16 protein-coding genes and 1 pseudogene are annotated in these 25,305 nt (G+C 72.1%); 7 read left to right on the top strand and 10 right to left on the bottom strand.

Features of this window, described 5'->3' with window-relative positions; all coding sequences use genetic code 11:
• Positions 1-74: 74 nt before the first annotated feature.
• The 4 genes from J421_RS31550 to J421_RS31535 all read right to left on the bottom strand — a co-directional run bounded on the left by J421_RS31550 (position 75) and on the right by J421_RS31535 (position 5,959).
• Positions 75-1,187, bottom strand: coding sequence for a hypothetical protein (locus J421_RS31550; protein ID WP_025415128.1), 1,113 nt, complete (start codon positions 1,185-1,187; stop codon positions 75-77).
• Positions 1,188-1,310: 123 nt separating this feature from the next.
• The gene (locus tag J421_RS31545; protein WP_025415127.1) at positions 1,311-3,521 is read right to left on the bottom strand and encodes a xanthine dehydrogenase family protein molybdopterin-binding subunit; all 2,211 of its coding nucleotides are present in this window, start codon (positions 3,519-3,521) and stop codon (positions 1,311-1,313) included.
• On the bottom strand, positions 3,518-3,988 hold the full coding sequence (locus J421_RS31540) for a (2Fe-2S)-binding protein (RefSeq protein WP_025415126.1): 471 nt from the start codon (positions 3,986-3,988) through the stop codon (positions 3,518-3,520). The genes J421_RS31545 and J421_RS31540 overlap by 4 nt, the downstream gene beginning before the upstream one ends.
• 222 nt (positions 3,989-4,210) lie before the next feature.
• The gene (locus tag J421_RS31535) at positions 4,211-5,959 is read right to left on the bottom strand and encodes a sensor histidine kinase (RefSeq protein ID WP_104023574.1); all 1,749 of its coding nucleotides are present in this window, start codon (positions 5,957-5,959) and stop codon (positions 4,211-4,213) included.
• An 84-nt stretch (positions 5,960-6,043) separates the two neighbouring features.
• On the opposite strand from J421_RS31535, the gene J421_RS31530 reads away from it, so the two are divergent.
• Together J421_RS31530 and J421_RS31525 are read left to right on the top strand one after the other, a co-directional pair.
• Positions 6,044-6,661: a PepSY-associated TM helix domain-containing protein gene (locus J421_RS31530; RefSeq protein ID WP_025415124.1), complete on the top strand. Its 618-nt coding sequence runs from the start codon at positions 6,044-6,046 to the stop codon at positions 6,659-6,661.
• A gap of 88 nt (positions 6,662-6,749) precedes the next feature.
• Positions 6,750-9,779, top strand: a complete 3,030-nt coding sequence (locus tag J421_RS31525; RefSeq protein WP_025415123.1) for a hybrid sensor histidine kinase/response regulator — start codon at positions 6,750-6,752, stop codon at positions 9,777-9,779.
• Between the two features lie 315 nt (positions 9,780-10,094).
• Here J421_RS31525 and J421_RS31520 read toward each other — a convergent pair whose 3' ends face one another.
• Complete coding sequence (locus J421_RS31520; protein WP_025415122.1) at positions 10,095-11,435, bottom strand: MFS transporter; 1,341 nt, start codon at positions 11,433-11,435, stop codon at positions 10,095-10,097.
• A gap of 252 nt (positions 11,436-11,687) precedes the next feature.
• Between J421_RS31520 and J421_RS31515 the strand changes: the two genes are divergently transcribed.
• Positions 11,688-12,077, top strand: a complete 390-nt coding sequence (locus J421_RS31515) for a TonB-dependent receptor plug domain-containing protein (RefSeq protein WP_158509016.1) — start codon at positions 11,688-11,690, stop codon at positions 12,075-12,077.
• A gap of 85 nt (positions 12,078-12,162) precedes the next feature.
• On the opposite strand, the gene J421_RS31510 is transcribed toward J421_RS31515, so the two are convergent.
• Both J421_RS31510 and J421_RS31505 read right to left on the bottom strand, forming a co-directional pair.
• Positions 12,163-13,761 carry a RagB/SusD family nutrient uptake outer membrane protein gene (locus J421_RS31510; protein WP_025415120.1) on the bottom strand — a complete coding sequence of 533 codons (1,599 nt, stop codon included), beginning with the start codon at positions 13,759-13,761 and terminating at the stop codon, positions 12,163-12,165.
• A gap of 56 nt (positions 13,762-13,817) precedes the next feature.
• On the bottom strand, positions 13,818-16,880 hold the full coding sequence (locus tag J421_RS31505) for a SusC/RagA family TonB-linked outer membrane protein (RefSeq protein WP_025415119.1): 3,063 nt from the start codon (positions 16,878-16,880) through the stop codon (positions 13,818-13,820).
• Between the two features lie 191 nt (positions 16,881-17,071).
• On the opposite strand from J421_RS31505, the gene J421_RS31500 reads away from it, so the two are divergent.
• The 4 genes from J421_RS31500 to J421_RS31485 all read left to right on the top strand — a co-directional run bounded on the left by J421_RS31500 (position 17,072) and on the right by J421_RS31485 (position 20,166).
• Positions 17,072-17,569 carry a TonB-dependent receptor plug domain-containing protein gene (locus J421_RS31500; RefSeq protein ID WP_158509015.1) on the top strand — a complete coding sequence of 166 codons (498 nt, stop codon included), beginning with the start codon at positions 17,072-17,074 and terminating at the stop codon, positions 17,567-17,569.
• A gap of 292 nt (positions 17,570-17,861) precedes the next feature.
• A complete protein-coding gene (locus J421_RS31495) occupies positions 17,862-18,263 on the top strand; it encodes a P-II family nitrogen regulator (RefSeq protein WP_025415117.1) in 402 nt (133 codons plus the stop codon).
• Positions 18,263-19,621 carry an ammonium transporter gene (locus J421_RS31490; protein WP_025415116.1) on the top strand — a complete coding sequence of 453 codons (1,359 nt, stop codon included), beginning with the start codon at positions 18,263-18,265 and terminating at the stop codon, positions 19,619-19,621. The genes J421_RS31495 and J421_RS31490 overlap by 1 nt, the downstream gene beginning before the upstream one ends.
• Before the next feature lie 182 nt (positions 19,622-19,803).
• The gene (locus J421_RS31485) at positions 19,804-20,166 is read left to right on the top strand and encodes a hypothetical protein (RefSeq protein ID WP_025415115.1); all 363 of its coding nucleotides are present in this window, start codon (positions 19,804-19,806) and stop codon (positions 20,164-20,166) included.
• 99 nt (positions 20,167-20,265) lie between these two features.
• Here J421_RS31485 and J421_RS31480 read toward each other — a convergent pair whose 3' ends face one another.
• The 3 genes and pseudogenes from J421_RS31480 to J421_RS31465 form a co-directional block, all read right to left on the bottom strand.
• Positions 20,266-21,057, bottom strand: a complete 792-nt coding sequence (locus J421_RS31480; protein ID WP_025415114.1) for a metallophosphoesterase — start codon at positions 21,055-21,057, stop codon at positions 20,266-20,268.
• A gap of 17 nt (positions 21,058-21,074) precedes the next feature.
• Positions 21,075-23,275: pseudogene (locus J421_RS34865) on the bottom strand (penicillin acylase family protein).
• 195 nt (positions 23,276-23,470) lie between these two features.
• On the bottom strand, positions 23,471-25,051 hold the full coding sequence (locus tag J421_RS31465) for an N-acyl-D-amino-acid deacylase family protein (RefSeq protein ID WP_025415111.1): 1,581 nt from the start codon (positions 25,049-25,051) through the stop codon (positions 23,471-23,473).
• Positions 25,052-25,305 lie beyond the last annotated feature (254 nt).

Below are 25,305 nucleotides of genomic sequence, written 5' to 3'. Positions count from 1 at the left end.
CGTCGGGCGTCGGAATGATACCGCCCGTGCACTCGCTCGGCGCTACTCCCGGCGCGGGAGAGGGCGCCGCGCGGCTAGAGCATGCAGTCGAGGGTGCTCGCGCGCTGGGCCAGCAGCGGCATCGCGTGGACCATGTCCATCATCCCCGCCCCCGGGGTGTCGGCGAAGTATCGATCGTCGAAGTTGTAGGGCTGGGATCGATCGAACGCGATCGCGCCGTCGCCCACCGCGACCTCCACGCCGCCCTTCTTCTTCAGCGCCTCGAACAGCCAGCGGATCAGCAGGGTGGCCTCCTTGCGACGGGTCTGGCTCATCGGATCGGTGGGCTGCGTCTGGGCGGGCACGAAGCGGCCGCGCCCCGCGAGATCGAGTGCACCGCCCGACTCGGACAACGCGTGGCTCATCGGCGCCAGGCCCATGCCCGCCGCGACGATCGCCTGCTCGCCGCCGCTGGCGGGCTTCACATCCGCCTCGCCCGTCAGCTTCGGCACCGGCGTGGTCGGCACGGTCCTTCTCGCCACCAGCGCATCGATCGTCCCGGGGTTGCAGAGGGAGTTCTGCAGCGTGTACTGGAAGGTGCTCGTGTCGACCTTGATCCCCTTCTCGATCAGGTCGAGGAGCATCAGCCCCGTGTGAAACGCGGTGTGGTTGCGCGCGACCTCCGACAGGAACATCACCGACACGAGCAGCGTGAGGGCCTGGTCGTTTCCGGCGGCCGTGCCGCCGGAGAGGATGGCGCGGATGGCGGCCGCCGTGGCCGTGTCGGAGACGTGGTTCTGGTGGTCCTCGAGAAGCTTCATGTAGATGCCGGCGTAGGAGATCTCGGCTTTCAGCTTCCCCGGAGCGCCCTTCGGCGGCACGGTCGGCACTGCGCCGTGGTAGCGCGCGTACAGCGTGTTGGCGGCGATCGATATGAGCTGCCCGCCCACGTCGAACCAGAACTGGGCGCCCGGCGCGTCCGTCGCGGTGCCGATGTCGAACTTCTCCTTGCGCGTGTACCGGGCGATGCGCTTCGCGCACCAGAACCACTCGCGAGCCGCATCCGGCTTCCACGGTGTCTGCCATCCCTTCGCGTCGGCGCCGTTGCCAGACGCGGGCGGCGACTGCTGGGGATAGGCCTGCTGCAGCAGCGACAGCAGGTGGACGGCGTCGTAGGTGACGCGGTTGATCGTGAGCGAGGTGAGCATGGCCGGCGTGGTGGGGAGGGGCGTTCGATCGGCCGCTCCCGAGTATGGTGCTCCACCGGGCGCCCCGCCATGTGCGCCGCAACGCGCCCGCACGGTGCGAGCGCCGAGCGATGCGCGCCGACGTCAGGCGCGGCGCGTCACGCGCCCGACCGGCAGCCGCCGCACCCGCACCCCGGTCGCCGCGAAGATCGCGTTCGTCACCGCCGGCGCGATCGACGGCAGGGCGCCCTCGCCGAGCCCGCGCGGCGCCGGGCCGCCGGGCACGAACGTAACGTCCATCGCCGGCGCCTCGTGGATGCGCAGCGCCGGGTAGTCGTCGAAGTTGCGCTGCACCACGCGCCCGCTCTCGACGGTGATCTCCTGCTTCAGCGCTGCCGACAGCCCGTAGACGATCGCGCCCTCCACCTGCGCGCGCGCGCCGAGCGGGTTCACGACGCGGCCCGCGTCCACGGCGGTCGCGACGCGCTTCACACGCACCGCGCCGTCGGGCAAGACGGCCACGTGCGCGACGTGCGCCACGTAGATGCCGTTCGAGTACGACCCCGCGATCCCGCGCCCCTCGTTAGGCGGCACGCGCTCGCCGAGCCGGCCGCGCTCCGCGGCGACGCGCAGCACCGCGGCCAGGCGGCCGGTGTCGTAGGTGCCGCCGTAGAACGGCAGCGTGCGCGGCGCGCCTAACAGCGCGAGCTGGTACGGAAGCGGATCCTGCCCCGCCGCCTGCGCCGCCTCGGCGAGGAACGACTGCGACACGAACACCGTCGACGACGGCTCCACGGCGCGCCACTGGCCGCGCGGGATGCGCGACGCGAGCGGCGTGTAGCCGAGCCGCACGTTCGGCACCAGCCCCGCCGGCGCGTCGAACGGCTCCAGCTCGCCGGGATCGAGCTCGCGCTGCCCGTCGCCCGGGGGCCAGTTCAGGTAGTGGCCGCGCGACGCGTTCACGAGGTGCTGCGTCCAGGCGACGAGCGCGCCGCTCGCGTCGAGCCCCGCGCGCATGTGGTAGTAGCCCGCCGGTCGATAGAAGTCGTGGCGCACGTCGTCCTCGCGCGTCCACACCACCTGCACCGGGCGCCCGACCTGCTTCGACACGGCGACCGCCTCGGCCGCGAAGTCCGAGTAGAAGCGCCGGCCGAACGCGCCGCCCATCCGCACGACGTGCACCGTGATGCGCCACGGCTCGAGCCCCGTGACGCGCGCGGCGACGTCGCGCACGTCCTCCGGGTTCTGCGTCGGCGCCCAGATCTCGCAGCTGTCGACGCGCACGTGGGCGGTGCAGCTCATCGGCTCCATCGGCGCGTGCGCGAGCAGCGGCACCTCGTAGACGGCGTCCAGCGTGCGCGCGGCGCCGGCGAGCGCGCGATCCACATCGCCGTCGTTCCGTCGCACGAGGCGCGGCGCGCGGCCCGACGCGGCGACGGCCTCGTCCCGCATGCGGCGCGTGCTCTCCACCTCGCCGCCGCGCGCGTCCCACGTGAGCCGCAGCGCGCGGCGCCCCTCCGTCGCGTGCCACGTGCCGTCGGCGACGACGGCGACGCCGTTAGGCGGCTTGGGGCTGTTCGGCGCGAACGCCGGCATCGCGTCGGCGTCGATCCGCACCACGGCGACGACGCCCCGCGACGCGCGCGCCGCTCGGTCGTCGACCGCGGCGAGCCGGCCGCCGAACACCGGACTGCGCTCGACGCTCGCGAACAGCATCCCCGGCACGCGCACGTCGACGCCGTACCGCGCGCGGCCGGTCACGATGTCCGGGACGTCCACGCCACGCGTCGGCCGGCCGATGATCCGATACGCGCCCGGCTCCTTCAGCGGCGGCTCGGCCGGCGGCGTCCCACGCCGTGCGTCGTCGAGCAGCGTGGCGTACGCGGCGCGTCGGCCGGTCGCCGCGTGCACGACCTCGCCCGGCTCGGTGGTGCACTCCGCGACCGGCACGCCCCACCGCGCCGCGGCCGCGCCGACGAGCAGCGCCCGCGCCGCGGCGCCGGCACGCCGCAGCGGCTCCCACGACGTGCGCACCACCGCGCTGCCGCCCGTGTACTGCTCGCCGTAGCGCGACGGGTCGAGATCGCCCTGCTCCACGCGCACGCGCTCCCACGGCGCATCGAGCTCCTCGGCCACGAGCATCGCGAGCGTCGTGCGCACGCCCTGCCCCATCTCCGGACGCGCGACGACGATCACCACCGCGCCGTCGGGCTCCAGCCGCACGAACGCGTTAGGCGCGAGCGCATCCGGCGCCGCGCGCACGCCGACGAGCAGCCCGCCGAGCACCGTCGTGCCGATGGTGACGAAGTCGCGGCGCGTGATGGCCGATCGAGCGTCGGCGTCAGGCACGCTCATCGCGCCGCGCCCCGGAGCTCGGCCGCGCGGTGGACCGCGGCGCGGATGCGGTCGTAGGTGCCGCAGCGGCAGAGGTTGCGCGACATCGCGTCGTCGATGTCGGCGTCGGTCGGCGACGGCCGGCGCGCGAGCAGCGCCGCGGCGGACATGAGCTGGCCGGCCTGGCAGTAGCCGCACTGCGGCACGTCGTGCTCCGTCCATGCGCGCTGCACCGCGTGCGCGCCGCGCGGGTCGAGCCCCTCGATCGTCGTCACCGCCTTCCCGGCGACCGCGCCGAGCGGCGTCACGCACGACGTCACCGGCGCCCCATCGACGTGCACCATGCACGCCCCGCACGCGCCGATCCCGCAGCCGAACTTCGTGCCGGTGAGGTCGAGCGTCTCGCGCAGGACCCAGAGCAGTGGCGTGTTCGCGTCGGCGTCGACGGAGTGCGGCCGGCCGTTCACGCGCAGGGAGATCGGTGGCATGGGCCGAAGCTCCGGGGCCCGCGTGCGAGGCGCCAGACGTCAGGGACGAGACGCGCGTGACGCGGTGCGAACGACATCGAACCGCAGAGGACGCAGAGGGCCGCAGAGGACTGCCTCTTCGAACGGCAAAAGATCTGGGGATGAAAGGATTCCTAGGATCCTGGGATCCTTTCATCCCCAGGTATTGCTGTTGATGTTCTCTGCGGCCCTCTGCGTTTCAATTCAAAGAGCCGCCCGCGGCAGCGTCAACGTGAACGTGCTCCCGACGCCGACCTCGCTGTCGACCGTGAGGTCGCCACCCATCGCGCGCGCGAGGTCGCGGCTGATCGCCAGCCCGAGGCCGACGCCCTGCGTGCGCTCGCTGACCTTCGCCGCGGCCTGCACGAACGGGTCGAAGATCGACTCCAGCCGGTCGGCCGAGATGCCGCGCCCCGTGTCGGCGACGGAGATGCGCACGGCGTCGCCGTCGGCGCGCCAGAGCACGCGCACCGCGCCGCCGGGCTCCGTGAACTTCACCGCGTTCGTGAGGAGGTTGAGCACCACCTGCGCGGCGCGCTCGCGGTCGGCGTGCACCGCCGCCGCGGGCCCGTGCTCGCACCGGAACGTCAGCCCGCGCGCCGCGGCCTGCGGCTCGATGAACGTCTGCAGCTCCTCGAGCAGCGTCGCGACGTCCACGTCGCCGATCACGAGCGACAGCTTGCCGGCCTCGATCTGCGCGAAGTTCAGGATGTCGTTGATGAGCGTCAGGAGGTGCTCCTGCGCGCGACGCAGCCGCGACAGCGCCTCGCGCTGCTGGTCGGTCACGGGACCGTGCACGCCGAGCTCCACGAGCTGTGCGTAGCCGCCGATCGCGTTCAGCGGCGTGCGCAGGTCGTGGCTCATGGCGGCGAGGAAGTCGCTCTTCGCGCGGTTCGCCTGCTCCGCCTCGGCGCGCGCGTCCTCCGCCTCGGCGCGCGCGCGCCGCTGCGCCGCGAACAGCCGCGCGTTGTCCATGGCGAGCGCCGCCCATCCCGCGATCCCCTCGACGAGCCGCTCGTGCCGCTCGCTGAACATCCCCGGCTCGGCGTGGCCGTAGAACAGGCCCCCGATCACGGTCCCGTCGTGCGACTTCACCGGCACCGCGAGATAGCTCACGACCGGCAGGTGCCCCTTCGGCTTGCCGTGGTACGGCGGGTTCTGGCCGTAGCGCGGGTCCTTCGTGATGTCGTCCGACCGCACGGTGCCGAGGCCCTTGAACGTCGGATCGAACACGTGCGTGTTGCGCGGCATCGGGAACTTCGAGAAGTGGTCGCGCGGCACGCCGCTGATCGTGTAGAGCATGTACGACTCGCCCTTCTCGTTCAGCACGTTGTAGAAGAACGCGCCGAACTGCGCGCCGGTGAGCCGCGTGGACTCGTCGGTCACCGTCTGCACGATGCGGTCGACGTCGAACTCGATGGCGAGCCCCGCGCCGATCCGGTGCAGCGTCTCGACGAGGTGCGCCTCCTCGCGCAGCCGCTGCTCGGCGTCGCGCAGCGCCTCCGCGGCGTGCTTCTGCGCCGTCACGTCCACCGTCACGCCGTCGAAGCGGATCGGGCGGTCGGCGTCGTCGTAGAACGTGTTGCCGATCGCGCGCAACCAGCGCACCTCGCCCGCGCGGGGGGAGTCGATGGGCGCCACGGTGCGGTACTCGATGTCGTACGGCGCGTGGGTCGCGATGGACCGCTCGATCGCCTCGCGCGTGCGCTCGCGGTCGTCGACGTGCAGCCGCTCGTAGAACGTGTCGATCGTCACGCGCGCGTCCGGCGCCAGCCAGAAGTGCTCCTTCACGGTGCGATCCCACTGCAGCTCGTCGAACGGGAGGTCGCAGTACCACAGCCCGACGTCGACGGCGGCCAGCATCTCGTCCTGCCGCGCGTGGCGGCGGTCGGTGGCGCGATCGGTGGCGCGTTGGGTCGGGGCGGTCGATGAGGTGGATCCGGAGCGCGGCATGTGAAGCGAAGAATGGGCGCGGGGTAGACCGCGGGCGACCCCCGCACGATACTGCGGGCCGCCGCTCTTCCTTCCTCCCGACGAATGACACTCTCGACGCCGACCACACCGCGCGCTCCCGGCGAGCACCTGCCCCCCAGCCGCCGCAGCGTCGCGTTCTGGCGCCGGTGGCACCGGTGGATCGGCTTTCCCGCCGCCGTGTTCCTGCTCTGGTCCGCGCTCACCGGCGTGGTCGTCGCCGGCACCGAGTTCTTTGGCGAGGACGAGGCGCTGCGCGAGCAGCTGCGCACGGTCACGAGCCCCGTGTCGACGGCCAGCGCGGCCGCCGAGTGGACGGCGAGCGTCGGACGGGCGCTCGCCACCGTCGCCGCGCAGAGCCCGGACGCGCCGGTGGACAAGGTGATCGTGCAGTTCAAGGGCCCCGCGCCGACGGTGGCGGTGTTCACCGGCAAGCGCGGCGGCGGCGAGGACCGGCAGTTCGTCGTGAACGCGCGCACCGGCGCGCTCGTGTCGGTGGAGGACTACGCCGACAAGCCGTTCCTGTACCGGCTGCACAGCGGCGAGGCGTTCGGCGACGGCGGACTGGTGGTCGCGATGGGGTGGGGGCTCGCGCTCGCGGTGCTGTCGCTCACCGGCATCGTGATCTGGTGGCGCATCCGGCGGCGGGGCGCGACCGGGATCCGGCGGCTGTTCTGGCACTGATCGAGCCGGGCTCGACGGTCAGGCGGGGTGGCGTGAATATCTTCCGGTGGGCGCCGCGCCTGCGCCCGCCGTCCGCCGTCCCGACTCAATGACTGCCTCGCCCGTCCGCGTCTCGCCGTCCGCCGAGCCGCACGCCCCCGCGGCTCCCGCATTCCTGGTTCTCGATCGCAGCGGCCGCTGCACTCACGCCACCCACGACGCCGCCGCGCTGCTCGGACTCGGCGACGTGGCGCTCGTGGGGCGCTCGCTCGCCGACGTGCTGCCGGCGGCGGATGTGCTGCACGACGCGATCGCCGCCGCCGTCGCGACGCAGCGCGCGACGACCGTGAGCGAGCCGGTGCCCGGTCGGGTGGTGCCGAGCCCCGAGGGCGCGCTGCTGCTGCTCGACGGCGAGCCGTGGAGCGACGCGGCGGCCGGGGTCGAGGGCACGCGCTACCTGCACGCGGTGCTCGACACGGTGCCGGAGTGCATCAAGGTCGTCGCGCGCGACGGCACGCTGCTCGACATGAACGGCGCGGGGCTCGCGATGCTCGAGGCGCCGTCGCGCGACGCGGTGATCGGCTGCCCCGTGGAGCAGATCGTCGTGCCGCGGCATCGCGGCGCGTTGCGTCGCGTGCTGGCCAGCGTGTTCGGCGGAACGGCGGCGCGCGCGGAGCTCGAGATCGTGACGCTCGGCGGACACACGCGCCGCGTCGAGACGCGGGCCGCACCGCTGCGCGACGACGCCGGCAACGTCGTCGCCGCGCTCAGCGTGACGCACGACGTCAGCGACCGCCACGCCGACGCCGAGCGGCTGCGCGAGAGCGAGACGCGGTTCCGCACGCTCGCCGCGGCGGCGCCGGCCGGCATCGCGCTGCTCGACGCGACCGGGAACGCGCTCTACCGCAACGAGCGGTTCGCCGAGATCCTCGGCATCGACCTGGAGCAGATCACCGACGCGACGTGGCGCGCCGCGATGCACCCCGCCGACCTCGCGGCGGCCGAGCGCGACGCGCACGCGTTCCTCGCCGGCGAGGCGGACGAGACGACGTCGGAGTACCGGCTGCGCCGCGCCGACGGCACCGTACGGTGGGTGCACTCCACGCTGCGCCGGCAGCGCGACGCCGACGGCCGGCCCACCGGCATGATCGCGATCGTCGCCGACGTCACGGCGGAGAAGCACGCCGAGGCCGAGCGGCGCGCGAACGATGCGCGCTTCCGTCAGCTCGCCGCGGCGGCCCCCGTCGGGATCTTCCTCGGCGACGCGGACGGGCGCGTGCTCTACGCGAACCCGCGCTACGAGGAGATCTGGGAGCTCCGCGGCGAGGCCGCGTTAGGCAACGGCTGGCTCACGCGCATGACGCCGGAGGAGGCATCGCGCCTCCGCCGCGACGGCATCGCGGCGTTCGCGGCGGGCGCGCAGTTCTCGAGCGAGTACCAGATCGTGCTCCCCGACGGCCGCACGCGCTGGATCCGCGGGCACATGGTGTTGCTGCGCAACGCCGCGGGAGAGCCCGAGAGCTCGCTCGGCACCGTGGAGGACATCACCGCGCGTCGCGAGGCGGAGGAGGCCGAAGCGCGGGCGCGCTCCGCGGCCGACGTGGAGCGCGCGCGGCTCGAGGCGGTGCTCGAGGCGCTCCCGGCGGGCGTCATCTTCGCCGACGCCGACGGACGCATCGTGCGCGCGACGCGGCAGGCGCGTGCGCTGTGGGGCGGCGACGTCACGGCGGAGCACGTCGACGGCTACGGCCGCTACCGCGCCCGCCTGCGCGGCAGCAATCGTCCGCTCACGGACGACGAGCGCGCGCTCACGCGTGCCCTGCGCGGCGAGTCCACGCCGCCGCGCGAGCTGGAGCTGGAGCGCCTCGACGGCGGCAGCGCGACGGTGCTGAGCGCGGCCGAGCCGGTGCGCGATGCGGAAGGCCGCATCGTCGGCGGCGTGGTGGTGCTGATCGACGTCTCCGAGCGCGTGCGGCTCGAAGCGCAGCTGCGGCAGGCGCAGAAGATGGAGGCCGTCGGGCAGCTCGCCGGCGGCGTCGCGCACGACTTCAACAACCTGCTCACCGTCATCAACGGGAACCTGGAGTTCGCGCGCAACGACATCGATCCCGACCACCAGGCGCAGGAGGATCTCGCGCAGGTCGCGCAGGCGGCGGAGCGCGCGCGGGCGCTCGTGCGCCAGCTGCTCGCGTTCAGCCGCAAGCAGGTGGTGCAGTCGGAGGAGATCGACGTGAACGACGTCGTGCGCGGCGCGGAGGCGCTGCTGCGCCGCGTGCTCGGCGAGGAGATCGCGTTCGCGACGACGCTCGCCGAGCGGCCGGCCGTCGTGCGCGCCGACCGCGGGCAGCTCGAGCAGGTGCTCCTCAACCTCGCCGTGAACGCGCGCGACGCGATGCTGACCACGGCGCACGGGCGCGCCGGCACCGGCGGCACGCTCACCCTCGTGACCGACGTGGTGCGCCTCTCGCCGCGCGAGGCGCAGGGCTGGACGCCGGGACCGGGACGCTACGTGCGCCTGACGGTCTCGGACACCGGCCACGGCATGGACGCGACGACGCGCGCGCACATCTTCGAGCCGTTCTTCACGACGAAGGCGGTCGGCGCCGGCACGGGGCTCGGCCTCGCCACGGTGTACGGCATCGTCACGCAGGCCGGTGGCGCGGTGCACGTCGACAGCGAGCCGGGCGCCGGCGCGACGTTCACGATCCTGCTGCCGTATCAGGGTGGACGCGTGGCCGCGGCGGAGCGCGGCGGCGGCACGTCGCTGCCGCGCGGCCGCGGCACGGTGCTCGTCGTGGAGGACGAGGCATCGGTACGGCTGACGACGCGGCGCGTGCTGGAGCGACACGGCTTCGCGGTGCTCGAGGCGCGCCACGGGGCGGACGCGCTGCTCGTCTGGCGCGAGCACGGCGCGGACATCGTGTGCTGCGTGACGGACCTGCGCATGCCGGAGATGGGTGGCCGCGAGCTCGTCGCGCAGATCCGCGCCGACCGCCCCGCGCTGCCGGTGGTGTACCTCTCCGGCTACGTCGACCGCGGCGCGGTGGAACCGGCGGACGGCTTCGTCGAGAAGCCGTTCACCGGCGAGGCGCTGCTGCAGGCCGTGACGAGCGTGCTGCGCGCGCCGCGCGACGCCTGAGCGGACATTGCTCGTCAATGAACCACAGAGGACGCAGAGGGCCGCAGAGGACTGCTCTCTTTGAATTGAAACACAGAGGGCACAGAGGGCACGGAGGAAACCAACTTCTTCTCTTGAAGGGTTCTCCTCTGTGTGCTCTGTGCCCTCCGTGGTCAATGGCAGTTGACGGTCTCTTCGACAGGTTCGAGGGATAGACGAGTACCCTGGGGATCCAACGGCGATGAAGAGGATCGCGAGATCTTTTCAATCGCACGTGGATCCCCAGAGTACTCGCCTGGCACCTCGCCCCATCGATGTGCTCTACGGCCCTCAAGGTCACGCGCCGCGCACGGTGCGCCGGAACGGCCCGCGTGCGGCGAGCAGCAGCCCTGCGGCGAGCAGCATGCCCACCACGGACACGGTCGACAGCGCGTAGCGCAGCCCCGCGGCGCCGCCGAACAGCCGGTCGGTCGCCAGCGCCACGGCGGTCGGGCCTAACGCGCCGGAGACGAGGTTCACCACGAGCAGCATGAGCGCGGCACCCTGGCCGCGCATGCGCTCCGGCATCAGCTCCGCCATCGCCGCGTTCGCGGGCCCCCACGGCAGCGCCGCGAACACGTTCACCGGCACGAGCAGCACCGCGGCCGCCGTCGCCGACGCGAGCAGCGGGTAGGCGCCGGCGCACACCAGCATGCCTAACGCGCCGACGACGCCGACGAGCAGCGGCCCGTCGACGCGCCCGCGTCGCACGAGCCGGTCGGAGAGCCACCCGCCGCCGAGCGCGCCGAGCACGCCCACGGTCATCGTGAGGGAGCCCTGCAGCACGCCGGCGCGCGCCGCGCTCCACCCGTGCGTGCGCACGAAGAACGTCGCGAGCCATCCGGCGATGCCGTAGTTCACCGCCGCCGAGCACGCGAAGCCGAGGCTGAGCGGCACCACGGCGTCGGCGTGCGCGCGCACGTACGCCGCCACCGCGCGCACCGGCACGCGCGCCGTCTCGCGGCGCGGCGGCTCCCGCACGAGCAGCAGGAGCGGCGCGACGACGAAGCTCACGAGCCCGACGAGCAGGTACACGCTCTGCCACGGCCGCACCGCGCCGAGCACCGGCCACGTCGCGAGGTGCTCGGCGGCGAACGCGATCCCCCACGCGCCGAGCACGTACGCGATGCCCGAGCCGAGGAACGTGCCTAACGTGTAGACGCTCATCGCGCGCCCGAGCTGCGCCGGCGGGAACAGGTCGGCGAGCAGCGAGATCGCGCCCGGTTGCAGCGCCGCCTCGCCCGCGCCGACCGCCATGCGCGCGACGAGCAGCTGCCCGTAGCCGCGCGCCAGCCCGGTCAGCGTCGTGGCGAGGCTCCACGCCGCGGCGCCGGCGGCGAGCAGCCCGCGGCGGCTGCGCGTGTCCGCGACGCGTCCCATTGGCAGCGCGAGCGTCGACGACACGACGACGAAGCCGAGGCCCATGAGCAGGCTCACCTGGGTGTCGGTGAGCGAGAGGTCGTGGCGGATCGGCTCCACGAGAAGGCTCAGCACCTGCCGGTCCACGAACCCCGACACGTTCGCGAGCGTCAGCAGCGCGAGCGCGAGCCACGCGCCGCGCGCGCGCCGCGCGGGGAGCGCGGGGCGCGTGGGGCGATCGGCGTCGGTCATGACCGCGCGGCCGGCGAGATGTCGCACGAGTCCGCCGAGCGTGACTCCGGGGTCTGTCGCATCCCAGGAATCTGTCCCGACGTTCGCGCTGGCGCCCGGTGCGTCCGCGACCTACCTATGTGGGCGATGCGGTCCGCGCGATGGGAACACCTCGATGCGACGGGAGCCAGCATGCGACACTCTGAATTGCACCGGTCCCTCCGGCTCGCGGCCTGCGCGGGCATCCTCTCGACCGGCGTGGCCTGTGCCCACGGCGCGGCCTCGCGCACGGACCCGCAGGTGGCGACCGCCGGTCAGCTCGACTCCCTCCGCGGCGAGGCCGCGAAGCGGCGCGTGAGCTCGGGGCTGCAGGCGGTGGACATCACCGACGCGGACCGCGACCGCTTCACGCGCGTGGAGCAGATGATCCAGGCGAAGTTCTCCGGCGTCGAGGTGTCGGCGAACGGCGCCGGCTACCACATCCACATCCGCGGCGCGGAGTCGTTCAACTCGGGCACCGAGCCGCTGCTCATCGTGGACGGCGCGACGATGAACAGCGTGAGCGATCTCTCGAGCGTCAACCCGAAGGACGTCGTCCGCATCGAGGTCCTGAAGGACGCCGCGGCGAGCCTCTACGGCGTCCGCGGCGGCAACGGCGTGATCGTCGTCACGACGCACCGGATCCGCTGACGCGGAGGGCAGGAGGGCAGGAGGGCAGGAGGGCAGGAGAGTCCGAACCTCTCCTGCCCTCCTGCCCTCCTGCCCTCGCGCTTCGTCAGAAGCCGGGGTTCTGCTTCAGGTTCTGATTGAGATCGAGCTCCGCCTGCGGGATCGGCCACAGGTAGTCGCGCTGCGGGAACGCGCGGGCGGAGGCGGGGACGGTGGCGGTGCGGAGCTGGCCGCTCGCGTCGATGTAGTCGATCCCCGTCACGACGGGCGTCGGCATCACCTGCTCGGCGATCTTCCAGCGGCGGATGTCGAACAGGCGCAGCCCCTCGAACGCGAGCTCGGCACGGCGCTCGTAGCGCACCGCGTCACGGGTGAGCGCGGCCACCGGGGGCATGCTCACGCGCGCGCGCACCTGGTTCAGCGCGGCGAGCGCCGACGCGTCGGGCTGCCCCGCCTCGAGCTTCGCTTCGGCGTACATCAGCAGCACGTCGGCATAGCGCATCAGGCTCACGTCGATGCCCCCGTTGCCGCGGTCGGTCTTGTCGGTGAGGTCGATCCACTTGCGGATGTAGTAGCCGGTCACCGACGTGTTCTCGTTCTGCAGGTCGATCGCCTCGGGCTGCGTGGAGAGCGGCTTCGGCCGCGAGTCGAACGTGCGGCCGTCCCACGACGCGCCGGGGAACAGGATCGTCGCGGCGAGACGCGGGTCGCGGTTGAGGTACATCTTGTCCGGCGCCGGGTTGTACAGCGGCGAGTCCTTGATCGACTTGCCGTCCGTCATCTGGTACGAGTCGACCAGGTTGCGGATCGGCACCATGTGGGCGCTGGCGGAGTTCGACGGCGGGCCGAACTCGCCGAAGATGTTGTTGTTCTGCCCCGCCGCCTGCGCCGTCTTCGAGTACTTGTGCGCGAAGATGATCTCGGGGCTGTTCTCGCCGGCGTACAGGAAGAGCTGCCCGTAGTCGGCGTTCAGCCGGTAGATGCCGAGATCCATGACCGCCTTCGCGGCGTCGGCGGCGATCTGGTAGCGGCCGGCGTACAGCGCGGCGCGCGCCTTGAACGCGAGTGCCGCGCCCTTCGTCGCGCGACCGACGTCGGCGCCGGTGTACGTCGTCGGCAGCACGGCCGCGGCGGCGTCGAGGTCGGCGAGGACCTGGTCGTAGATCTTCGCCGCCGGCGTGTTGGTCATCTTCCGCGCCTCGGCGTCGGTGAGCGGCGTGAGCGGCATCGGCACATCGCCGAACATGCTCACGAGCTGCAGGTAGAACACGCCGCGCAGGAACTTCGCCTCGGCCACGTACCGCGCCTTGCGCGCCGGGTCGATGCGACCCGCCGGGATGCGGTCGATGTTCGCGATCAGCGCGTTCGCGCGGGCGACGCCGTTGTAGAAGTTGTTCCAGTGGTTGCGCGAATAGGGCTTCTGCGGATCGAACGATCCGTCGGAGTACACGTAGCGGTCGTCGAACTGGCGGTTCGTCGTGCCGTCGTCGGTGAGGCCGTCGAGCTCGATGACGGTGATCCACGACGGGAGCGCGCTGTACGTGCCGTTCAGGAAGATGACCGCGTCGTTCTCCTGCGACCAGAAGATGTCGTCCGACACGGTGGTCGGCGACACGACGTCGAGCAGCTTGTCGGGCTTGCAGCCGGCGAGCGCGATCGGCAGAGCGGCCGCGCAGGCCAGCAGGAGGCGGAGTCTGGAAGTCATCGGAATCTCGAGATGAAGGTGGGCCCGTGTGCGGTGGCGCGTATGGTCGCGCGCCGTCACATGCTGAGGCTCGTGCCGATGCTCCAGTTGCGCGTCTGGTAGTAGTACGTGCCGCGCGAGGAGCTCGGGTTGAGCTCCGCCGGGAGGAGCCCCTTCATCTTCGACCACGTGTAGACGTTCGTGCCGGCGACGTAGAAGCGCGCGCTCCCGAGGCCGGCGCGGTGCACCAGACCGTTAGGCAGCGTGTAGCCCACGTTCACGTTCTTCAGCGCCGCGTAGCGCGCGTCGCGCACCCACCACGAGTTGCGGCCCGGCGCGTTGTGGTTGTGGTCCGAGCGGAACACGAAGCGCGGGAACTTCGCGTCGAGGTTCTGCGGGGTCCAGCTGTCGCGCAGATACTCGGGGAAGAAGTTCTCCCACGTCGGCCCCTCGATGAGCGCGCCGTCCATGTACGCGTCCTGCTTGCCGACGCCCTGGAACAGCAGGCTCACGTCGAGGCGCTTGAACTGCGCCGAGAGGTTCGCGCCCCAGATGTAGTGCGGGAACGGATCGCCGATGACGATGCGGTCGTTGCCGTCGATCTTGCCGTCGCCGTTCTGGTCCTGGTACTTGAGGTCCCCGGGCCCCGTCTTCCCCGGCACCTGCGTCGCCCACGACTTCAGCTCCGCCGAGTCGCGGAAGATGCCCACGGCGCGGATGCCGAAGATCGCGTCGATCGGCTCGCCGACCCGGCGGATCGTGCCGCTCCCGATCTGGTCACCGCCCGGCAGCTCGGTGATGCGGTTCTTGTTGTCGGACAGGTTGACGCCGATCTGGTAGTTCAGCGCGCTGATGTGGTCGCGCCAGTTGATCCCCGTCTCCCAGCCGACGTTGCTCACCGCGCCGGCGTTCTGCGTCGGGGCCGTCGCGCCGACGAGCGACGAGATCGGGATCTGCAGCAGGATGCCCGTCGTGATCTTGCGGTAGACGTCGCCCGTGATGGAGAGGCGGTTGCGCAGCAGCTCCATGTCGACGCCGCCGTTCGTCTGCTCGGTCGTCTCCCACCCGATGTCGGGGTTCGCGATGCGTCCCGGCGTCGCGCCGGAGGCGAGCGCGTTGTTGAACGTGTAGTTGCCCGAGTTGAGGTTGATGGTCTGCTGGAACAGGTAGTCGCCGATGCGGTCGTTGCCGAGCCGGCCCCACGAGCCGCGCAGCTTGAGGTCGTCGATGAAGCCGAGGCGGCCGCGCAGCATCGGCTCCTCGGAGAGGCGCCACGCGGCGGAGAACGACGGGAACGTGCCGTACTTCTTGTTCGGGCCGAAGCGCGACGAGCCGTCGCGGCGGAGGTTCGCCTCGAACAGGTACCGGTTGTTCCAGTTGTAGTTGAAGCGGCCGAAGATGCCGACGAGGCGCGACGTCCGCGCGTTGCTGCCGGTGTTCTGGAACGACGCGTCGCCCTGCCCGGGCAGCTGCAGGTCGTTGTTGTACGCGCCCTGGCGCTCGGCGAACACGTCGTCGTGATCGCTCTGGCGCTGGTCGTAGCCGACGAGCAGGTGCGTCTGGTGCGAGCCGAACATCCGCTCGTACTCGCCCGTCGCCTGGACCTCGATGTTGTAGTCGTTGTTGCGCGTGTCGCGCGAGACGTTGCGCACGTTCTCCATGCGCGCCACGGTGGGCGTGGCCTCGTCGACGAAGCGGTACGCGGGCCGGAAGTCGAGGTCGCGGTTGTCCTTGTTGTCGCCCGTGAAGTAGCCGCTCACCTTGAGGCCGTTCTTCCAGTCGTAGACGGCGCGGGTGTTGAGCGACGCGGTGCGCCAGCGCGAGTTCACGTTCCCCTGCTCGCGGAGCAGCGCGACCGGATTGAACGCGCTCTTCGACCAGCTGTACGAGCCGTCGGGGTAGAACGCGAGCGACGTCGGCGGCGTGTCGTGCAGCGCGCGGAACTGCGCGTCGCCCTCGCCGCGCGGGCGCACCACGTGCTCGTCCATGAGCATGAGGTCCGCGGCGGCGGTGAGCTTCTTCGTGACGTTGAAGTCGGAGTTGCCGCGCAGCGTCGTGCGGCGGTAGAAGTTCTCCGTCGTGAGGATCCCCTCCTGGTCGAAATGGTTCGCCGAGAGGGAGAGCTGCGCGAGGTCGTTGCCGCCCGTGACGCGCACCGTGTGGTCCTGCATCGGCGCGCTCTTGTAGATCAGGTTGAGCCAGTTCGTGTTCGGGTACTTGATCGGGTCGAGGCCGTTCGCGGTGCTGTCGATGTAGCCCGCGGTGTACTTCGGCGCCTGGCCGGAGTTGACGTACACCTGGTTCACCGCGTTCAGCTCGGTGCGGATGTCGACGCGCTGCGGCATGTCCTGCGCCGCCTGCGTCGCCGCGTAGCCGTCGTAGGTGACCTTGAGGCTGCCCGTGTTGCGGCCGCGGCGCGTCTTGATGATGACGACGCCGTTGCCGGCGCGCGCGCCGTAGATGGCGGCCGACGCGGCGTCCTTCAGCACCGACACGCTCTCGATGTCGAGCGGGTCGAGGTTGTTGATCTCGCCCACCACGCCGTCGACGAGGATGAGCGCGCCGTTGTCGCCTAACGTGCCGGCGCCGCGGATCCGGATCTGCGCGCCGTCGCTGCCGGGCCGCCCGCCGAAGTCGCGCACGACGACGCCGGGCATGAAGCCCTGCAGCCCCTTGGAGATGTTCGCGACCGGGCGCTTCTGGATCTCCTCGCCGCCGACGACTTCGGCGGCGCCGGTCATCGTCGCCTTCGTCTGCGTCGCGTAGCCGGTGGAGACGATGGTCGCGAGCTCCACCGGCGCGCGGCCGAGGCGGAAGTTCACCGTCGCCGTGGCGCCGGCGGTGACGGTGACGGTCTGGTTCTGCGGACGGTAGCCGAGCACGCGCGCGCTGACGACGCGGGTGCCCGTGGGAACGCCGGCGAGCGTGAAGCGGCCCGTCTGTCCGGAGCCGATCGCGAGCGCGGTCCCCTCGACGGTGACGCGGGCGCCCGCGACGGGCGTCCCCGCAGAGTCGGTCACGGTGCCGCTGATCGTGCCGGTACTCTGCGCATTCTGCGCCTGGGCGGCGAGCGGCGTGACGAGGAGCACGAGCGCGCACATCGTCGTGCGCCACCGTGTCGAGCGGTCGGTCGGGGACATCCGGACCTCCTCCGTGATAGGTCGCGACTTCGTTCCACGAACAGGCGATATGCTGGCACGCGTAGCGCCGGTCGTCAAACGTCCATTCCTGCACAAACGTGCAACTGCACTCTAGCGGCCCGAGCGGCCGCGCCCTAACTATGGGCGGCCGGTGCGGCGATGGCGGAACCCCACCTCACGGGGGCGCGAGCATGACACATCCAGCGGTGGATCGCGGCGTACGCGTCGCCCTCGTCGCGCTCACGACGTGCGCGGTGTCCGCCGCGTGCGCGCGCCGCAACTCGGCCGACCTCGAGGCGGAGCGCGCACGCGTGGCGAGCGCGGACTCGGCGCGGAGCGCGCGGGCGGAGCGGAGCCGCAGCTCGGCGACGCAAGCGGTCGACTTCACGGACGAGGAGCGAAAGCGGTTCACCCGCGTCGAGCAGATGATCCAGGCGCGGTTCACCGGCGTCACGGTGACCCAGCAGGGGAGCGGTTATTCAATCCAGATCCGCGGCACCAGCTCGTTCGGGTCGAGCAACGAGCCGCTCGTCATCATCGACGGCGCGACCCGCGCCCTGGCCGACCTGCGCGGGATCGAGCCGCGCGACGTCCAGCGCATCGAGATCGTGAAGGACGCCGCGGCCTCGTACTACGGCGTGCGGGGCGCCAACGGCGTCATCGTGATTACGACCCGACGCGCGCGCTGAGGGTCACCGCCGAGACCCGCGCCGCTCGCCACCGGCTCCGCCCACCCGGCCCCGTCGCCCCGCGACGGGGCCGGGCGTCGTTTCGGGCCCTGTGAGGCTCGTCGTCGCGTGCGACGATTTGTGCAAGTTCTGCACGTTTTCGCGAGCAGCTAGCGGAATCTTGCCCCAACCAACGGACAGGTGTGCACGCAATTTTGCAATTGGTGCGCGGATTGCTTGACACCCTGGTGGTCACTGCCTATCGTCCCCTCGACGAGGCTGCACCCGACCACACCCTCTGCCGCCAATCCTCATGAAGCTCATCACCGCCGTCGTGCGCCCCGAGCGCCTCCGCGCCGTCAAGGAAGCCCTCTTCCGCGCCGGCGTGACCGGCATGACGCTCTCCCGCGTCAGCGGCCATGGGGGCGAGAAGGAGCTCGTGGAGCACTATCGCGGCTCGTCGCTCGTGCTCGAGTTCCGCGACAAGGTGAAGATCGAGATGGCGTGCTCCGAGCCGTTCGTGGAGCCGTGCATCGAGGCCATCCTCTCCGCCGCGCGCACCGGCGAGGTCGGCGACGGCAAGATCTTCGTGCAGCCGCTGGAGCAGGTCATCCGCATCCGCACCGCCGAGCGCGACGTCGAGGCGCTCACGCCGGTGACTGCCGACGAGGTGCAGCGCCGCGCCCAGCACGACGTCGAAGTCGAGGTGGGCTGATGCAGCCCGGTGCCCCAGCACTCGCCATCTCGGCGGGCGACACCGCGTGGGTGCTCGCCTCGGCCGCGCTCGTGATGCTCATGCTTCCCGGGCTCGCGCTGTTCTACGGTGGGCTCGTGCGCAGCAAGAACTCGCTGAACACGCTCGCGATGAGCATGGCGCCACTCGGCATCGTCTCGGTGCAGTGGGTGATCGTCGGCTACGCGCTCGCGTTCGGCACGGGCAGCTCGCTCGTCGGCGGGCTGCAGTGGGCGGGCTTCGCCGGCGTCGGCGCGGTGCCTAACGGCGACTACGCGGCGACGATCCCGCACGCGGCGTTCGCGATGTTCCAGGTCATGTTCGCCGCGATCACCGTCGCGCTCATCTCGGGCGCGGTCGTGGAGCGGATGAAGTTCCCGACGTACCTGCTGTTCGTGCTCGCGTGGACGACGCTGATCTACGACCCGCTCGCGCACTGGGTGTGGGGCACCGGCGGCTGGCTGCGCACGCTCGGCGCGCTCGACTTCGCCGGCGGCACGGTCGTGCACATCAGCGCGGGCACGTCGGCGCTCGTCTGCGCGATCATGCTCGGCCGGCGGCGCGACGTGGGACGCGCGACGCTCGTGCCGCACAACGTGCCGTTCACCGTCATCGGCGCGGGGCTGCTCTGGTTCGGCTGGTTCGGCTTCAACGCGGGCTCCGCGCTCGCCGCCAACGGGCTCGCCGGCAGCGCGTTCGTCGCCACGCACACCGCCGCCGCCGCGGCCATGACGGCGTGGATGCTGCTCGACCTCGTCCGCACGAAGCGCACGACGGCGGTCGGCATGGCGACGGGCGCCGTGATCGGCCTCGTCGCGATCACGCCGGCGGCCGGCTTCGTGACGCCGCTCGCCGCGGTCGCCGTCGGCGCGATCGGCGCGGCCGCGAGCTACGGCGCGATGCAGCTGCGGTCACGATTCTCCGCGCGGCTCGACGACGCACTCGACGTGTTCGCGTGCCACGGCGTGGCGGGGATCGTCGGCGCGCTCCTCACCGGCGTGTTCGCGACGAAGGCGGTGAACCCCGCCGGCGCCGATGGGTTGCTCGCCGGCAATCCGGGACAGCTCGGCGTGCAGGCCATCGCGGTCGTCGCGACGATGCTGTTCTGCGGCGGGGTCACGGCGGCGATCGTCGTCGCGCTGAAGGCCACGGTCGGTCTGCGCGTGCCGCTCGCCGACGAGCTCACGGGCCTCGACTGGAGCGAGCACGGCGAGGAAGCGTATCGCGGCGGCGGTCTGGACGACCTGTCGGGCGGCGCGGACGTGATCTCGGGAAGCGTCGTCATCGCGCAGCGCACGGCGTCCATGCCGAAGACGGTGGAGGGGCTCTCGGCGGCGTGATCCGCGCGCGCGCTTGCGGAACGACGCGAGCGCGCGCATGGTGTGCCGCACGAGACGAGCGGTCCGATGGGAGCCGGGGTCGGGCGCTGGAGAGCGTGTGCAGCGGAGCCACATCCAGTGCGAACGAGCGAAGCGTCGAGCAGGCCGCGCCCGACCCCGAGGCTCCGCGGGACACCCCATCGATGACCGACCGCCGCCTCGCCGTCGCCGCGCTGATCGCGCTCTCGTCCCGCGCGCCTAACGCTCTCGGCGCGCAGCAGGGTCCGGACACCGCGTACCACGCCACGGTCGCGCGCCCCGCGTATCGCGCGACCGGCCCGATCGTCCGCCTGGACGAGGCGCACCACAACTTCCACACGGTCGCCGGCCGCTACGCGCCGTTCGTCGCGCTGCTGCGCCACGACGGCTATCGCGTCGAGCCGGGTCGAGCGCGGTTCACCGACGCGTCGCTCCGGGGCGCTACGGTGCTCGTGATCGCGAACGCGAGCGGGAGCGACGGTCCCGCGACGCCCGCGTTCACGGCTGCGGAGGTCGCGGCGGGATGAACGTGCCCGGGAGCGACGACCAGCAGTTCTGCCTCGACGTGCTCCACTGGCTGTCGCGGAGGATCGACTGACGGCCGGCTTGGTCCGTGCCGAGCGCACTCACGCCACGTCGAGCACACCCTGCAGGCGCGGCGCGCCGTACTCGGCGCCGCCGGTGAGCACGCGGAGGTTCGGGAGCGGCTGCAGCTCGCCCGCGCCGTGCGTGTGGCCGCAGAGGACGAGCGCCTCGCGGTCGGGGCGCGCGGTCATGACCTCGAGCAGCGCCTCGCCGGCCGCGCCGCACGCGAAGTACGGAAGCCACTCGGCGTCCGACATGCCCCCGTCGTGCCACGCCGCCTCGGCGAACGGCGGGACGTGCGTGACGACGATCGCGCGCTCGTGCCGCTCGAGCGCCGCGGGAAGCTGGCGCGCGAAGTAGCGCGCGGCCTCGTCGCCGAGTGCGCGGAGACGCGGGAAGAGCGTCGCACGGTCGAGCCACGCGAGCTCCTCGATGAAGCGGAAGTCGTTCAGCAGCACGCTGGAGCCCCAGTAGTCGCCGCAGCGCGCGTCGCCCCACCCGTCGTGCCCGAGCAGCGCGGTCGTGGGGCTGAGCGAGACGACGCCCGCGGCGGGGAGCCAGCGCGCCGCGCCGCCGCGTGCGAGCATCGCGGCGCGCACCGTGGCGATGCTCGACCCGTAGAAGTCGTGGTTGCCGAGCACGAGCCAGATCGGACAGGCGAGCGCGCGCTCGAGCGTCTCGAGGTGGCCGCCGATGGTCGACGCCGTGCCGACGTCGCCGGCGAGGAGCAGCGCGTCGGGTGCCGCCGCACTCGCCTCGTCGACGAACCGCGCGCGCGCCGCGGCGTCGGCGTGGTCGAGGTGCAGATCGGTGGCCCACGCGACGCGCGGCACGGCGGCCCGACGCTCGGCTACCGTTCCGTGCCCGGCCGGTAGCGCTTCACCGTCTGCGCGTCGACGTCCTTCGGCAGCCACGCGACGGTCTTCAGCTCGCCGCGCGCGAACATCGCCGCCTGGTCGCTGTGGAACGGCGACGCGTCGCTCGAGCTCTCGCCGTACGCGAGCACGGAGTACGCACGCGGCTGGTCCTTCCCGAACTCCACGGCGAGGACCCAGCCGTCGCCGACCGTGGCGGCGAGCTTCCCGTCGGGCTCCTGGCGGTAGGAGAGGACGCGGAAGCACCCGATGTCGCCGCTGCAGCCGCCGACGGGGACGTCGACCGCGTTAGGCCCGCTGCCCATGCGCACGCGGTGCACGTCGCCCCACGCCACGTCGACCGCGCCGTAGCGGCGCGCCGTCTCGGTGGTGGCCCACGCGAACGCCTCGACCGCGCTCGGCAGGAAGCGGATGCCGCGTGGCGTCGCCGTCGGCTGGGCCGGAGTCCACGGCTCGGCGTACATCGTGTCGGCGCGCGTGCCAGCGGTGTAGCGGCGCCACCACGTCTCGAACAGCATGCCGCCCTTCGACTCCGGCGCGACCGTGCCGTCCCACTTCGCGATCACGTCGATCGCGCGCGCGACGTCGGGGCTCGGGTTGCTCGCCCGCACGGCCTTCACGAGGTCGTCGCGCACGCGCTCGGCGAGCAGCATGCGATACGAGTGCTTCGTCCTCACGACGTCCTCGAGCGAGAACTTGCGGTCGTTGTCGAGCAGCGAGATGGCGTGCTGGCTGCGGAGCCCGAGGCGCGGCCGCGAGATGTACGACGGATAGCGCGTGGAGTCGAGCGGCTGCCGCATGTTCGCGTAGTACGGCGGGTCGTTCTCGTTGTGCAGGTAGCCGCCCCTGGGGTTCAGCATCTGCGGCAGCGAGTCGTACGGAATGAGCCGCGTCCACACGTCCGACGTGCGGCGCGCCGGCACGGCCAGCGAGTCGCCGCCGCTGGGGTGCGGCAGGTCGGGGACGGAGCCGTTCCACACGTAGTAGATGTTCCCCGCGCGGTCGGCGTAGGTGAAGTTCGACGTCACGCGCGCGCGCGCATGCGCATGGCGGTCTTGAACTCGTCGAGCGAGCGCGCCTGCATCATGCGCAGGAACTGCTCGCCGCCGCGCACGTCGCCGTCGCCGGCGGCGCGGAGGACGTAGATCTTGCCGTTCTGCCGCGCGACGACGGGGCCCAGCGTGGTGCGCCACATGCCGCGCGTCTCGGTGGCGATCGCCTGGCCGTCGGCGTACTCCACGGTCACCTCCTCGCGCTGGAGCGGGAGCGACGCGCCGTCGAGCAGGTAGTGGTCGGCCTTCGCGGTGTCGGCGTCGAGCGCGTAGATCTGCGACAGCAGCGGATCGTTGTTCGTCGTCGCGAAGCCGAGGTCGCGATTGAAGCCGCCGACGACGGAGAACGGGGAGCCGACGCGGAAGTCGCCGTAGAAGTCGACCTTCCCCGGCACCGTGACGTGCGCCTCGTAGTAGCCGGCGTTCCACTGCAGGTGCGGGTTGCGCAGCAGGATGGCGCGCTTGGACTTCGTGCGGCTCGGTGCGAGCGCCCACGCGTTCGACCCGACGTCGGCGTCGGAGCCGACGAGCGGCTCGGTCTCCACCGGGTCGCCCTCGGGCTGCTGCGCGGCGCGGCGGCCCAACGGGCGGGCGGACGGGTCGAGGCGCGCGAGGAAGCGCGCCGCCTGCGCCGGCGTGGCGACGTTCACCTCGTACGACAGCACGTCGTAGCCGGTGAACCGCGCGTCGAAGCCGGCGGGGAGCGCCTCGGGGTGCAGCTCCGCCCACCGCGTGACGCCCTCGGCGAAGCCGGTGTAGACGGCGCGCGTGTCGTCGTCGAGCGTGGGCCACCCGGCGACGGCGCGCGCGTACGACATGCGGTTGGAGAAGTCGCCCTCGAGCGAGTCGCGCCCGAACAGGCGCGCGCTCTCGCCGCGCCCGCGCAGCAGGCCGAGCACGACGCGCGCGCCGTAGTCCTCGCTCATGACGTAGCCCAGCGCATACCCGGCCGCCTCGAGGTTCTCGGCGCGGATGTGCGGGACGCCGTGCGCGGTGCGGAGAACCTCGACGTGGCTCGCGATCTCGGGCGGGGGGCCGGGCGGGCGGTGCCTGACGTTCGTGGGCGCAGCGGTCCCGAGCGACAGCGCGGCGGCGGAGGCGAGAGCGTAGCGGACTAACGACATGAGTGCACGGTGTGTTTGAACCGCAGAGGGCCGCAGAGGGCCGCAGAGAACGACAACTACTTCAACGGCTTCTTACCACAGAGGACACAGAGGACACAGAGGACACCAATAAAAGTGGTTGTCCTCCGTGTCCTCTGTGGTTCAAATGCAAAGGCTCTGCGGCGCTCTGCGGCCCTCGGCGGTCGATGCATTTGCTCAGCGCCGCAACACGCGCCCGCCGCGCGCGTCGGTCACCTTGCCGCCGTCGACGGCCAGCTTGCCGTTCACGAGGACGTAGACCATTCCCTCGGAGAGCTGGTGCGGCTCGGTGTAGGTCGCCTTGTCGCGCACCTTCGCGAGGTCGAACACGACGACGTCGGCGAACGCGCCGGCGCGGAGCGTGCCGCGGTCGGCGACGTGGAAGACGGCGGCGGGGAGGCCGGTCATGGAGTGGATCGCCGTCTCGAGCGGGATGACCTTCTCCTCGACGACGTACTTCCGGATCTTCCGCGGGAACGTGCCGTACGCGCGCGGGTGCGGCACCCCCTGCCCCATCGGCACCAGGTCGCCGTCGGAGCACGTCATCGTCCACGTCTGGCGCATGAACGTGGCGATGTCCTTTTCGTCCATGTTGAACGACGTGATGCCGGCGTCGCCCTTCGCGGCGAGCGCGATCGCCGCGTCGATCGGATCCAGCTTCCGCTCGTCGGCGACCTGCTGCAGCGTCTTCCCCTCGATCGAGTGGTCGGGCGCGTAGCGCTGGAACTGGAGCCGCGACGCGCCGCCGCGCCGGTCGAGATTCTCGCGCATCTCCTTCACGAGCCGCGGCCGGAGCGACATGTCGGCGAGGCGAGCGCGCAGCGAGTCGCGCCCGCCCACCTCCACCCACCGCGGAAAGAGCGACGGCACGAGCCCCGTGCCCGACGCCTCGTACGGGTACTGGTCGACGAACACCTCGTCGCCCGCCGCGCGCACGGAGTCGATGCGCGCCACGAGCTTGGACGACATGCCCCACACGTGCGGGCCCAACGCCTTGATGTGCGTGACGATCCCCTTCACGCGCGCCTCGTGCGCGACGCGGATCACCTCGTCCACCGCGGCCGAGAGGCCCACGGTGTAGTCGGACTCGTCGCGGATGTGGCTCGTGTACACGCCGCCGTACGGCGCGACGACCTTCGACAGCTCGACCAGCTCTTCGGTGTTGGAGAAGCTGCCCGGCGCGTAGAACGGCCCGCTCGAGAGGCCGAACGCACCGGCGTCCATCCCCGCCTTCACTAGCGCACGCATGCGCGCGATGGCGTTGGAGTCGGCCTTCACGTCCTGCATGCCGAGGACGGCGGAGCGCACGGAGCCGTGCGGCACGAGCTGGCCGACGTTGACGCCCGGATGCTGCGCCTCGAGCGCGGCACGCTGCTGCACGAGATCCACCGGCCCCCCGCCGTCGGGATTCACCATGACGGTGGTGATCCCCTCGGCGAGCAGCGGCACGCCGCCGGAGAGCTGCGCGGTGGCGAGCCCGGGACCCGCGTGCGAGTGCACGTCGATGAAGCCGGGCGCGACGTAGAGCCCGGTGGCGTCGATCGTCCGCGCGGCGCGCGCGTTCCGGAGGTCCCCGACGGCGACGACCCGGTCGCCCTTGATGGCGACGTCGGCGTACAACCACGGGTTGCCGCTGCCGTCGAGGACGCGGCCGTGGCGGATGACGACGTCGTACGGCTGCTGCGCGGCAGCCGTCGCCGCGGCGAGCGTGAGGGTGCCTAACGCGAGGGCGAGCGCGGCGGAGAGGCCTCGGAGCATGCGGGTCGGGCGGGTGGGCGGTGCGTCGGGGTGGCGCCGAGCGGCGTCGGAATGGTACCGCGGCGCGAGCGCGCGCGACGAACCTTGGGCGAAGGGGGGGGAGCCCCCCTGGTAACTACGATCCGGGGCGTCCTGCCCACCGACCTTACGGACCCGCCGGGTTCGCCGTTGAGTCGGCCGTGCACCCGGTGTGTGGGGATCCGGCGCCCCCGACTGTCCAGGGAGCGTCACGCGATCGCTGCCTCCCCCTCTCC

Source organism: Gemmatirosa kalamazoonensis (assembly GCF_000522985.1).
GTDB classification, from domain to species: domain Bacteria; phylum Gemmatimonadota; class Gemmatimonadetes; order Gemmatimonadales; family Gemmatimonadaceae; genus Gemmatirosa; species Gemmatirosa kalamazoonensis.
The sequence above is the reverse complement of the archived record's forward strand: the minus strand, read 5'-3'. Positions and strand labels throughout refer to the sequence as shown.

Coding starts and splice junctions, on each gene's coding strand:
- J421_RS31550 (WP_025415128.1), bottom strand. CDS start 1,187: ATGCTCACCTCGCTCACGATCAACCGCGTCACCTACGACGCCGTCCAC.
- J421_RS31545 (WP_025415127.1), bottom strand. CDS start 3,521: ATGAGCGTGCCTGACGCCGACGCTCGATCGGCCATCACGCGCCGCGAC.
- J421_RS31540 (WP_025415126.1), bottom strand. CDS start 3,988: ATGCCACCGATCTCCCTGCGCGTGAACGGCCGGCCGCACTCCGTCGAC.
- J421_RS31535 (WP_104023574.1), bottom strand. CDS start 5,959: ATGCCGCGCTCCGGATCCACCTCATCGACCGCCCCGACCCAACGCGCC.
- J421_RS31530 (WP_025415124.1), top strand. CDS start 6,044: ATGACACTCTCGACGCCGACCACACCGCGCGCTCCCGGCGAGCACCTG.
- J421_RS31525 (WP_025415123.1), top strand. CDS start 6,750: ATGACTGCCTCGCCCGTCCGCGTCTCGCCGTCCGCCGAGCCGCACGCC.
- J421_RS31510 (WP_025415120.1), bottom strand. CDS start 13,761: ATGACTTCCAGACTCCGCCTCCTGCTGGCCTGCGCGGCCGCTCTGCCG.
- J421_RS31505 (WP_025415119.1), bottom strand. CDS start 16,880: ATGTCCCCGACCGACCGCTCGACACGGTGGCGCACGACGATGTGCGCG.
- J421_RS31500 (WP_158509015.1), top strand. CDS start 17,072: ATGACACATCCAGCGGTGGATCGCGGCGTACGCGTCGCCCTCGTCGCG.
- J421_RS31495 (WP_025415117.1), top strand. CDS start 17,862: ATGAAGCTCATCACCGCCGTCGTGCGCCCCGAGCGCCTCCGCGCCGTC.
- J421_RS31490 (WP_025415116.1), top strand. CDS start 18,263: ATGCAGCCCGGTGCCCCAGCACTCGCCATCTCGGCGGGCGACACCGCG.
- J421_RS31485 (WP_025415115.1), top strand. CDS start 19,804: ATGACCGACCGCCGCCTCGCCGTCGCCGCGCTGATCGCGCTCTCGTCC.
- J421_RS31465 (WP_025415111.1), bottom strand. CDS start 25,051: ATGCTCCGAGGCCTCTCCGCCGCGCTCGCCCTCGCGTTAGGCACCCTC.